This is a genomic window from Acidiphilium sp. C61 (assembly GCF_905116885.1).
In the GTDB taxonomy this organism is placed as follows: domain Bacteria; phylum Pseudomonadota; class Alphaproteobacteria; order Acetobacterales; family Acetobacteraceae; genus Acidiphilium.
In genome coordinates this window covers 73,278-84,078 of the sequence record NZ_CAJHNI010000004.1, presented here as the reverse complement: position 1 = coordinate 84,078, position 10,801 = coordinate 73,278, and the positions used below count along the sequence as shown (strand labels likewise).

The 10,801-nt window shown below is 63.4% G+C and carries 8 protein-coding genes; 5 read left to right on the top strand and 3 right to left on the bottom strand.

The window, feature by feature from the left end:
* Positions 1-2,184, top strand: a complete 2,184-nt coding sequence (locus tag HUW10_RS01750; protein WP_174501947.1) for a hypothetical protein — start codon at positions 1-3, stop codon at positions 2,182-2,184.
* Between the two features lie 39 nt (positions 2,185-2,223).
* On the opposite strand, the gene HUW10_RS01745 is transcribed toward HUW10_RS01750, so the two are convergent.
* The 3 genes from HUW10_RS01745 to HUW10_RS01735 all read right to left on the bottom strand — a co-directional run bounded on the left by HUW10_RS01745 (position 2,224) and on the right by HUW10_RS01735 (position 6,841).
* The gene (locus HUW10_RS01745) at positions 2,224-3,225 is read right to left on the bottom strand and encodes a hypothetical protein (protein ID WP_174501946.1); all 1,002 of its coding nucleotides are present in this window, start codon (positions 3,223-3,225) and stop codon (positions 2,224-2,226) included.
* Between the two features lie 59 nt (positions 3,226-3,284).
* Positions 3,285-6,173 (bottom strand): ATP-dependent RecD-like DNA helicase, encoded by a 2,889-nt coding sequence (locus HUW10_RS01740; protein ID WP_174501945.1) that lies wholly within the window; start codon positions 6,171-6,173, stop codon positions 3,285-3,287.
* Positions 6,174-6,241: 68 nt separating this feature from the next.
* Positions 6,242-6,841, bottom strand: a complete 600-nt coding sequence (locus HUW10_RS01735; protein WP_174501944.1) for a hypothetical protein — start codon at positions 6,839-6,841, stop codon at positions 6,242-6,244.
* 109 nt (positions 6,842-6,950) lie between these two features.
* Between HUW10_RS01735 and HUW10_RS01730 the strand changes: the two genes are divergently transcribed.
* From HUW10_RS01730 to HUW10_RS01715, 4 genes are read left to right on the top strand one after another with little or no spacing between them, the layout of a single operon-like run.
* Complete coding sequence (locus HUW10_RS01730) at positions 6,951-7,391, top strand: hypothetical protein (RefSeq protein ID WP_174501943.1); 441 nt, start codon at positions 6,951-6,953, stop codon at positions 7,389-7,391.
* A 60-nt stretch (positions 7,392-7,451) separates the two neighbouring features.
* Entirely contained in the window at positions 7,452-8,192 is a 741-nt protein-coding gene (locus HUW10_RS01725; RefSeq protein WP_174501942.1) for a hypothetical protein, read from the top strand.
* The gene (locus HUW10_RS01720; protein WP_174501941.1) at positions 8,189-8,485 is read left to right on the top strand and encodes a hypothetical protein; all 297 of its coding nucleotides are present in this window, start codon (positions 8,189-8,191) and stop codon (positions 8,483-8,485) included. The genes HUW10_RS01725 and HUW10_RS01720 overlap by 4 nt, the downstream gene beginning before the upstream one ends.
* Complete coding sequence (locus tag HUW10_RS01715) at positions 8,478-10,796, top strand: AAA family ATPase (RefSeq protein WP_174501940.1); 2,319 nt, start codon at positions 8,478-8,480, stop codon at positions 10,794-10,796. The genes HUW10_RS01720 and HUW10_RS01715 overlap by 8 nt, the downstream gene beginning before the upstream one ends.
* Positions 10,797-10,801 lie beyond the last annotated feature (5 nt).

The window sequence follows — 10,801 nt, the reverse complement described above, 5'->3', positions numbered from 1 at the left end:
ATGGATCCCAAAGAACTCGCAGCGGCAATGAAGGAGATCCTTGACCGTCATGTCGAGGCTCTCCGTCCGGAAGTCGCCGATTATGACGGTGGTCGCTACGTCGTGTTTCGCCGCGGCGAGGGTGGATGGCTTAGCGTCGGCATCCGTGACGCGGCTCTGCACATGGCGGCATATGCAGACGCGCCCTGGCTCGCCCCGGCCCTGGCCCGGAGTCAGGAAATCTCCCGGATGTTGCTCGACGAGCCCTGTCTGCTGGCCAAAGAGGCGGCGCGAGGCTTCATCTCGGAGGTCGCACGAAGTCTCGGCACGGCCATTGCCACGCGCCTGCCGGCAGATCGGGTGATCCGCCAGATGCAGGCGGTCATCACGGCGAGCATGACGGACATGCTTGTCGGCTTTCATGCCCGGCCCGGCGAGGCCGATAAGCCGATCGACCTGGAGGTCCTTCGGATCATCGGCATGGCTGGTGGGATCAATGACGCGATCGCCTACCGCTATTATACGGAGGACACGCCACACCGCGAATGGCGCCGCCAGGCGATGGAGGTATGGCCGCTCTACAGCGTGTTGATCGCCCGCGTTGGCCTGCTCGCGAAGACGGTCGATACGGGTGCCTCTCTGGCCGAGGCGCTCTCCGACATTTCAGGCGTCAACGCAAAACTGCTCGCCCGCCTGCGCGGAGTGTCCCTCGATACTGGCGTGCTCGACCCGGTCGCCTTCTGCCGGGAGATCGCTACCCTGCCGCCCGATTTCATCCCCAAGGCGGACGCAGTCAAGCTGCAGGCCCTCGCCGACCTGATTGACATGGCCGTCCCTCTGACCATGGCGTATGGCGTCACCCTCGCCTCCCTGTTCAAGGACAGCAAAGGCGACTGGACCGGGTTCAGCGCCAAGGTTGTCGCAGCGCTCTCCGACGGTCGCATGCCGGCCGACATCAGCGAGGAGGATGGCCATCGCCTCCTGGCTCTTGGCAAAAAGCTTGAAGCCGTGGCGAAGGGGCAGGGGGCCGAAACGGCAATAGCCGTCGCGCCGGCGGCGATTCAGGAAGAGAACATCCAGGCCAACCCCGTGTCGTGCCTTCAGTGGTTGTCGCTGAAGATCGATCCGAACCGGACCGCGAGGGCGACGCTCGCCAGCGGCCTGCACGATATCGTGGCAATGGTCGAAAGCGCCAAGAACCAGTTGGTTCTCCCGGTGGCAGCAAGGGTTTCCCGTCGGGACCGGATCAACACCATCCCCGACGCTGCGGATGCGGCCGGACTGGTCCTGGCGACATCAATGACAGTCAACGACCGCAACCTCATCTCCATCGCCGAAACCCTGCATCGGTATAATGTCCATGCCGAGGCCGAGCGGAGCAAGTTGATCGAGGCGGGCGCGCCCAATTTGGAGATCATCATCAGGGATGGTGACGACATCAGGAAGCGGCTTGGCCTGGATGTGCCCGCGAAGCAGGTGACATGGCCGGCCTGGATGGAGCCCGTCCAGGCGCCGAACGGGGCTTGGATCGTGGATCTGAACAGCGACCGCCTTCTCTATTACGAGGGAGCCAACAAGCGTGACCCGTTCGGTGCCTTCGGCCTCAACCACTGCTGCGCATCGATGAACGGCTACAATGTGAACCGCTGCCTCGGCGGGACCCACATCCTGTCCGTGCGGATGCCGATCGCGGGGCGCTATTCCCGGCTCGGAACTGCCTGCGTCAAGGGCTTTGACCCGGACAAGGGCGACCAGCAGGATCTCGAGACGGTCGAATACCGGTACTTCTCGAACCAGGTCCCGCCGCCGGAAGGCCAGGAAGCACTGGCCTGGTTCTACGCACAGGCCGCGGCCGGCCGGCTTCGCTTCAACGCCGAGGCACTGCGGGGCTTCACACACGAACAGGTCACTGATCGCTATGGCGCTTTCGATGACAATCAGCCCCCTGCTGCGGCAGTGGCTGCGCCCGCTCGTGCGATCCTGAGGGATCGCGTCCACCACATCTGTGGCTATGACTGGATGAAGGATGATGAAGTCGAGGGCATCTTGCAGGTCTGGCGCCAGTGCCTCGGCAAGAAATGGCGCAGCCTGTCTCTGGACGGGCTGTCGCAGCTGCCCGAGATCAGGCAGATCGGCCGTGTGATCAACCCGGCTGTGGATGCCAGGAATCGAGCCGTCAGCAGCATGCTGCGGCTCACGCTTTAAGGATTTTTTTCGGCTTGCTGGCCGGGACGACGTGCCCGGTCAGCAAAATCCGAATTTCGATCCCATCAGCGTATTTACGAGCAGACACACGGAATAATTCGGATTTGCGAGAGCGACGCCGCCGATAATGTGCCAGGCGATGTCGAATTTCGATTTATTCGACTGCGGGTTCATCAGGAGCGCGAGGCCATACAGCGCATAGAAAATCCCGAACATCGAGATGATCACAAAGCCGTAGCTGATCTCCTGGGTGTACTGCGCGAGCTGTCCCGAGACGCCGCTCGGTGCATAGGCCAGGATGCTCGACACCTGTCCACCGCTCATTCCCTGGAAGCCGCTGGCATTCACCGTCCCTGTGTGGATGCCCAGCGTATTGGCGATGATTTCGAGGAAGATCGGCAGATTGGCCAAGATACCAGCCGCCACCAGCTTCAGTTTCCAGTACTGGGGCGCCGCCGATCCGCCGCGGCCTTGAGATACAGCCAGACCATATACGGTGTTGAACAGCAGGATCAGGGCCACGACCCAGCAGATCACGAAAGCCGCCTCGGTCGCGATCGGCACCACGTTGGAAGCGATATTCTTCAGCACGCACGTCATCGGGATGCTGCCGCTGATGCTGACGCAAGACTGGACCGCGCCGATCGGGGCGCTGGTCGACCCGCCATAGACCGCGGTATTCAGGATCGTCTCGACGCTGATCCCGAGCAGGGCGGGCAGGGCGCAGAGCGCGCTACCGGCGAGCAGCTTGAGCACGCCCTCCCTCATCCCGGTTCCTCGGTTCTGATCGGACGCCTCGTAGAGAAGCATCAGGCCCGATCCGAGGAGGTAGATCCCGGCCAGGAAGGCCAGCAGGATGATCAGGTGGGCGGCAGCGTTGATCGTGCTGCTCAGCGCGTATTGAATGGCGCTGCCAACTGTGTCGCTACCAGTCGCCGCATGAGCAAGTGATGGCCATCCCGCGACGAACAGGGTTCCGAAGAGCGTGGCGCGAATGAGCGCGGTATTGGGGCGACTGGCGTGGTTCGGTCGGGTTGTCATACAAAAACAATACCGGCAATGCCAGTCACAGAGCAAAGGGAAAATTCCGGAACTGGCTTTCAGGGCGACGGAAGGTCGATGAAATTCATATTCTCGAACATCGGTGCCACTTCCGGGTGCGGGCTTGTCGAGGGCGACCCGGCGTGACCTGTCTCACGCATGACGTCTTGCAGGTCCACCTCGTCTTCGGTGGCCCCCTGAGCATGAAAGTATGACTGCGTGAACAGGTCGAGATCGTCCGGGCTGGCCTGCTCCTGGACAATCAGAGGCATCGCGACCGGATCGGGCATCAGGCATTCTTCGAGAAGTTTGCCCAGGACGGTCCGGCGCAACTTGCTCTTGTCGGACGAGATCGCGAGGTTGATCGCATTCATGTCGCCAACCAGCAACAGACGGTTCATGGCTCTTGTCCAGCCGGTGTAGAGCAGACGGTTTTCCAGCATCGACGACTGGTTCAGCAACACCGGCATGAAGACGTTCGGGTATTGCGAGCCCTGTGATTTGTGAATCGTGATCGCGTAGCCGATCATCAGAGCCTTCTGATGCATGGCATCGAGCTCTATCCGGCCGAGTCCGTCGAATTCGACGGCCACCCGGCCCTTCTCCAGCCTTTCGAGGATCCGCCCGGTCGCCGAGTTGACGATCTCAGTGCCGTGATCCGTTCCGCGCGTTCGCTGCACCACCCTGGACCCCATCACCACGCGGTCTCCGACCCGCGGGATCGGGCCGTCGCCCCTCCATCGGTCTTCGCTCATGATCGGTTCGCCATTCGGATTCAGGACATTCGACAGGGCGGCGTTCAGCTCGTAGACACCGCCAGGCCCCTTTCGCATCGGGGTTAACACCACCGCGGTATTGGCCGGGTCTTCTCCGCGCTCCAGCATTGCCGCAAATTCGCGGCGAATCATCCGGGTCACCTGGTTGGCCTGCGCCGGGAGCAACCCAACCGCGCCGTCGGGTACGGATGCGATCCCGGCTGCCTGGCGTATCACCGGTGCCTCGCGCTGACGGACCCTCGCCGCTCCGATGGCGATGCCGCCCTTGTCATCCTGCCGGTGCACTTTGGTCAGCCTTGTGAACGGCACCCGCGCCGCGCTGCCGTTGCAGGCGGCCAGGATATCTGCAAACGGCCGGCCTGGCCCGACCGGATCCAGCTGTGAATCGTCGCCGATCAGGATGATGCGGAAGCCTGGACCGGGCCGGGTCGGCGCGGCGCGGATCAAGGCTTCCGCGAGCTGACTGTCGACCATGGATGCCTCGTCGACAACGAAGATATCGTTCGGGGAGAAGTGCTCCCGGACCTCGAAATCCCCTGGATCGAGATCGCTGGGGATGATCCCGAGCGCCCGATGCATGGTCGCGGCTTCCCGGCCAGACATCTTGGCCAGTCTGATCGCAGCCTGCCCGGTTGGACTCATGAGTACGATCTTGCCGCGCTCGGATGCCGGCCGTTCAGCCGCCATTTTTTCCAGCACCTCAACGAGAGCCTTGCTGACTGTGCTCTTGCCAGTGCCGGGGCCGCCCGTAAGAACGGACACCGGCTCGATGGCTGATAGCGCCACCGCCTCTGCCTGGGTCTGGTCGACCGGCTTGCCAGGCATCATGGCAGCGAGGGCGGCCTGTGCATATTTCAGCGCCCTGTCGTACTTCTGCTGGTAGGATTGCGGGTCCCGCGCCCGCTTCTGTCGCGCCTCGTTCAGGCGACCGGCGATGTAGCGGGCAAAGCGCACCTCGGCCATGATGTTGCGCCCCACTCCGCAGTAATTCCGTCGATCCGCGGCCACAACGGCGACATCAAGATCCCGGCGCGCCGCGTGCACGAGATCGACCACCTCCTTTACGTCAGGCACCGATACGGCCTCGGCAGCCATCAAACCGGAGAGCATGATCTCGAGTGAGATTGCCGTAGAGCCGGTCTCTCCCTGGAGGCGGTTCAGGGCATCCCGCAGGTGAGCGACCAGCTTCATCCCACGGTCGGGGCTGGATGCGAGGGGCTCGACCAGCGTCTCGGCACGGTCGACCGTGAACCCCATCGAGACGATCGCGTAGGGATTCTGACGCAGCACCTCATAGGATTTCTCGCGCCAGCGCTGGATGATCCGTTTGCGCTCGTCCTCGTTGAAGCCGGCGTCCTTGAGAACGACATCGAGACGGCTGGGCCCGGCAGCATCGAACCAAGCCCGGGCAAGGCCAGCTTTCTGCTCGTCGGTCGTTGCAAGTTTGTCCAGGCATGGAGAGATGTCGGACAGCAGCCTCTCCAGCGCGCCGGGCGGCTGGCTGAAGACGAACTCGGAGATCTTGTTGCCCCAGAAAGTGCGGCGCTCCACCATCGACTGGGCGTCGACAGTCCAGGTCAGCATCACAGGAAGGAGAATCTCGCTCAGCAGGATCGCGCTCGCGGCGGGACTCCTTGGGAAGCCAGGAGTGACGCGATCCAGGCGCATCTCGACCAGCCCCGTCTTCTGGTTCTTCGCATATGACCCCTCCGCAGACAGCCATTGTCCCCGGTATTCCAGCATCGATGTACGGCACCAGGCCCGGTCGAATTCAACCTCGCCGCCGTTCTCGACCATGAGGTTGACGAGCATCCTGCCGCCGCGCGTTGTCAGCTCGGGGGCCTGGAGCTGTATCCGGACGTCCTTGAAGCGATGCGGCGCGCGCGGTGACGCCTTCGAGACTGCGATCTCGCCGCTGGGTCCCGGGTGCGGCGAGGGGGTGTGTCCGGCAGCCGGCTGCGGTGCGGGCTGATAGACATCGAACCCGAAGCCGTCAAACTGAAACTGATCGACGACTGCGCTGCCATCATGATCATCCTGTTCGACGGACGCGCCTTCAGACCCGGTGAGTGGGTCAAGAGAAAATAGGTCGCCAAAGCCAGGAAGCGCCAACTGGCCGTCATCGGCCAGCGGCGGGCTGAAGCCCAGTTCATCCGCAGGTTCGTCGCTCATATGCAGACTCTACGGACCAGAAAGGCATGCAACAAAGGGAAAGGATGCGGCTGAAGCGCTTGAGCCGGCTAAATTTTTTGGCCTTTGCGCTGCCTTGAGCCGGCTGGTTTTGCAGCCGATGAGCGCCATGCCATATCGCCGTTGCAGGGAAGGTCGCGAGCAATCGTCAGCGGCACGATGGCGGCGTCTTCCCCCATCAGCCACTCGGCCCTGGCCTCGCTGTCACCGGCAGGTACGACATCATAGAAGCCGATCCGCGCCTCGCCCCGTTCGTTTTCCCCAATCGCCTGAAACTTCCGCCCGGTTTCGATGATAGCTGCCAGCAGACCGGGCCTGCAGGGCACCCACAGGGCAAACTTGCCGTTGTTGCGCCGCTCCTGTCCGGGGAGGCAGATGAAGTCACCAAGTCGGGGCTGACTGCCGGGCCGGCTCGCCGAGGGTGGGCGGATACAATCGAGAGCAAGGATGGCCCGCTCCCAAAGCACTGTCGAAAATGTCCGCGAGTCGATGAAGGGCATGCCGATGCATGGAACTCCGGCCGCGTCCGCGCCGATCACGATGCGACGGGCGTGCCGGGGCGAGAGGAATATCAAGGCCCGCCCCCTGTGGGGAAGGATATCGACATCGTCCGCGCCGACCCCCGAAATCCAGGGAGCCAATAGAAACATGTCGCGAGTATATCAATCTGAATGGAAGAATTCCATCTAATTGTTGCATGCATACTCGGGGCCTAGATTCAATCCTTGAAACGAAGCGCACTGAAAGCGGTATTATTCGATGGCGACCGATCTCCCCGATTTTTCCGGCCTCTTCGACGGATACCTCGCACGGGGCGGCGCCGGGCCTGCGCAGGACGACCGGCAGATTATTCTGCCGTCCGAAGGCGGGGATTCGATCACCGAGAGATTCGTCAATTTCGACCGCCTGCATCCCGAGGTCTGGGATTATTTTTGCGGCTTTGCCTTCGAGCTGATCCGCGCCGGTCACCGCCATAACTCGGCCGATGCGGTACTGCACAGGGTCAGGTGGGAGACCGCCATCGCCGGCGGTCTGGGCGGCGGCGAGTCATTCAAGATCAACAACAACTACAGCGCCTACTACGCGCGGAAATTCCACGAAGCCTTCCCCGAGTACGACGGGTTTTTCCGCACCCGGCGGTCGCGGGCCGACAGCGCACCAGAAGGCGACGGGTGCGAACCCGAGGCCCCGGCACCCTAAAGGCCGTCACTTTCACAACTGCCGGATAGAATTCAGCTGATCCACGCAATGGAAGCCGCGATGAAGCATATCCGCATGATACTGATCAACGGGCCCAAGCGGGTCGGCAAGACGACCAATGCCAACCTGGTTGCGGACATGATCGGTCGTAGTTTGCCTGACGGCTGCCGCGCCCATCGCATCAACATGGCCGACCGGCTCAAGACACTGACGAATTCGATCTACAACGTCCGCACTCCAGACGGCCAGATCGCGCCACCGGACTATCTGGAGGCCATCAAGGACCAGCCGCTGGAGATCTTCGGCGGTGCCAGCTTCCGTCAGGCCCTGATCTATGTCTCCGAAGTGGTGATCAAGCCACGTCATGGGAAGACGGTGTTCGGCAAGTGGTTCCTCGACACCGTCAACCAGGTCTGCAAGCCGGGCGACGTCGTCATCACCGCGGACACCGGCTTCGCCTCCGAGATCGTCCCCATCATCAACCAGGTGGGTGGCGACAATGCCCTCCTGGTCCGGATTCACGGAATGGATGCGAGCTTCGATGGCGACAGCAGGTCGTACGTCCACTGGAAGCATGTGCTCACCTTCAAGGATGACACGAACGCACCGTTCAGGATCGGCGATGCCAGCGTCAGGCCGGATGTCCTGGCTCGTGGCGGCTTCAGAGAGATCGATGTCACCAACGAGCTCGGCTTCCCCGAGCGATCGGCACAAGCCGTTCTGGATTATGCCGCCCGGGCAAACTGGCTCGTCCGGCCAACCGAAGTCGATTTGGAACTAGCAAAGGGCCCCACTCTATGAGCACGAACGCTTCCGCAGACATCGCCGCCCGCCTCGCCGGCGGCAAGAGCCGGCTTGAGCAGCTCCGCAACCTGCGCGCCCGCTTCGAGGGCGAGCACGATCGCGCCACCGCCGATCTCGAGGCTGCCCGCCAGGATGCGATCGCGCGTTTCGGCACCGACAATCCGGACGAGATCGAGGCTGCTGCCAGCCAGATCCTCGCGGCGTCGGAAGCTGAAGTGTCGACCTTCAAGCGCGAGATCGAGGAGGTTTGCACCGACCTCGCCGACATGGGGATCAGCGTCGGTGGCTGACGAGGCCATCAGCACTGATCTGGCCATCCAGGGGGCTACGGCGCAGCTTGGGCTCCTGACCGACGCCGCCCAGAAGGCGCGGCGGGCGGTCGAACGCGCGGTCATCCAGCGGGAGACGCTGGAGGCGCGTGGCAACGAGCTGCGAACCTCGGTCGGGGAGGCCAAGGGACGCCTGGAGATCCGTGATGCCGTGACGGCCACGCTGGAGCGCATCCAGACTGAAGCCCTGGAATCGACCGTCGGGGTCTACACGCGCCTGCTGACCGCGCTGGTCCAGGACGTGATCGACGCCGACAAGGAAATCGCGATCGATCTTGGAATCGAGCGGGGGCAGCCCGCCCTTTCGATCAGCAGCTTCGTGAAGGGCGCGCCGGACTACAAGACATCAGTCTTCGAGAACTCCGGCGCGATGACGAACGTGGTTTGCGCCGGCCTGCGGTGCATTTCGGTCGTCAGGTCGGGCGGGCGGCGCCTGCTCGTCCTCGACGAGCCGGACTGCTGGATCCGCGGCGATCGCGTCGAGGCATTCTACCGCGTGCTGCGGGGTCTCTGCCGCGACATCGGGTTCCAGATCGTCGTGGTCTCCCACCACCGCCCCGAGATGTTCGGTACCGATTCACGGGTCATCACCCTCGGCCGCGATGACGCCGCCGTCGATTTCGACGGGCCGGCCGAGGATGAGCCGGCCAAGCCTGTCCGCCGCCGCGGCAGCAAGAAGCCGCCGCCGCCGGATGCTCGCAGCCTCCGCACGGCTGTCATCCGCGAGATGGCGGGCGGCACGAGATGGCAGGACGTGCCGGCGGAGCTTCCCGGCATCCGGAAGATCGAGATTCGCAACCTCGCGACGCTCAAGGATATCGACATCGAGCTCGACCCCTATCTCACCGTGATCACGGGCGATGTCGACATCGGCAAGTCGCGGGTCACCCGGGCATTCCGGGCGATCTTCTATGGCGACGTCACGGATGACGACATCCGCCATGGCGAGACGGGCATGGCAATCATGATCGAGGCCGAGAACCGGCAGACCCTCCGCTTCTCTCGCGAGACCAAGCGCAACCCGGTCAACCAGTGGACGATGCTGGACGCCGACGGCGAGACCATGACCCATGACGGCCAGATCTGCTCGACCGGCGGCCGGATGGTGCCGGACTGGGTCTGCAGGATGATGGGTATCGTCAGGACGGATGATCTCGATCTGCAGATCGGCCACCAGAAGAAACCCATCTTTCTGCTCGACTTGCCCGCGACCCGGCAGGCCGCCGTTCTGTCGATTGGACAAGAGGTACAGTGGCTCAGAGCCATGCAGACCAAGTACCGCGAGCGGATCGTCGGCTGGAACCAACAGGTGAAGAGCGGCGAGGCCGAGATGGGTAATGTCGTCGCCAGGCTTGAAGCTATGGCCGACGTGGCGACCCTCTCGGAGCGCGCGGAGAAGGCTGCCCAGGGGCTCTCTGACACCGCCGAAAAGGTCGCCTCCATTCGCCTGCGCGCCTCGATATCATCGAGGTTGCGCGAGCTGGCAGCCACGCATGACCGGCTCGCCGCGGTGACAGCTCGCCTGGAGACTCTTCCTCACCCCCCCGAAATCCCGCCCGCAAGCGAGATCGATATCCGGCGCGGGCTCGCGGCCCGGATCGCAGACGGCGCGACCGCGGTCGAGCGGATCGCCCGGGTGCTCGAACGGCTTGGAGCTCTTCCCGAGGCGCCTGTTCTCACGGACGTCTCGTTTCATCACGCTGCCGCTTCCAGTCTGCGCAGCCTGCGTAGTGCGGTTGACCGCGGGGAGCGCATTTCTGCGATCCTTGCCCGCCTGCCGGCCGAAGCACCGGCATTGCGGGAGACCGATGGCGCCGAGGTCGCCGCATTGCTACGCGGCACGGCAGCGCTCGTCGCGAAATCTCGGGCGGCCCTGGAGCGGTTGTCGAGGCTTCCTGGCAGCCCGGAGGAAAAGATCAACGAGGATCGCGGGCGTTCAGACGCGATGCTGGCTGCCGCCCAGTCGCTCCGTTTGAGCGACGGACATGTGTCGGGCGCCCTCGCCCGACTGCGGGAGGTGGATGAGCAGATCGTTGCGGCACGCTATGCCTTCGACCAGCTTGTCGCTGAAGTCGGTGATCTTTGCCCGGTCTGCGGCGGCCCGATGCACGAAGACGAGGACGAGCCGACGGCGCTCATCCATGAGTCGCGTCCGGTTGCGCCGGTCGTCGCCCAGCCCGTTGTCGTCCAGCCGATGGCTCCATCGGTCTCCGTCCCGCCGCCGGAACCATCGGCTGACGATGCCGGCTTCTCGCTCGACCTCGGCTTTTAATCGTT

Bases quoted from the DNA above. Each gene is read 5' to 3' on its own strand.
- HUW10_RS01750 (WP_174501947.1), top strand. From the start codon at position 1: ATGGATCCCAAAGAACTCGCAGCGGCAATGAAGGAGATCCTTGACCGT.
- HUW10_RS01720 (WP_174501941.1), top strand. From the start codon at position 8,189: ATGAGCACGAACGCTTCCGCAGACATCGCCGCCCGCCTCGCCGGCGGC.
- HUW10_RS01730 (WP_174501943.1), top strand. From the start codon at position 6,951: ATGGCGACCGATCTCCCCGATTTTTCCGGCCTCTTCGACGGATACCTC.
- HUW10_RS01740 (WP_174501945.1), bottom strand. From the start codon at position 6,173: ATGAGCGACGAACCTGCGGATGAACTGGGCTTCAGCCCGCCGCTGGCC.
- HUW10_RS01725 (WP_174501942.1), top strand. From the start codon at position 7,452: ATGAAGCATATCCGCATGATACTGATCAACGGGCCCAAGCGGGTCGGC.
- HUW10_RS01735 (WP_174501944.1), bottom strand. From the start codon at position 6,841: ATGTTTCTATTGGCTCCCTGGATTTCGGGGGTCGGCGCGGACGATGTC.
- HUW10_RS01745 (WP_174501946.1), bottom strand. From the start codon at position 3,225: ATGACAACCCGACCGAACCACGCCAGTCGCCCCAATACCGCGCTCATT.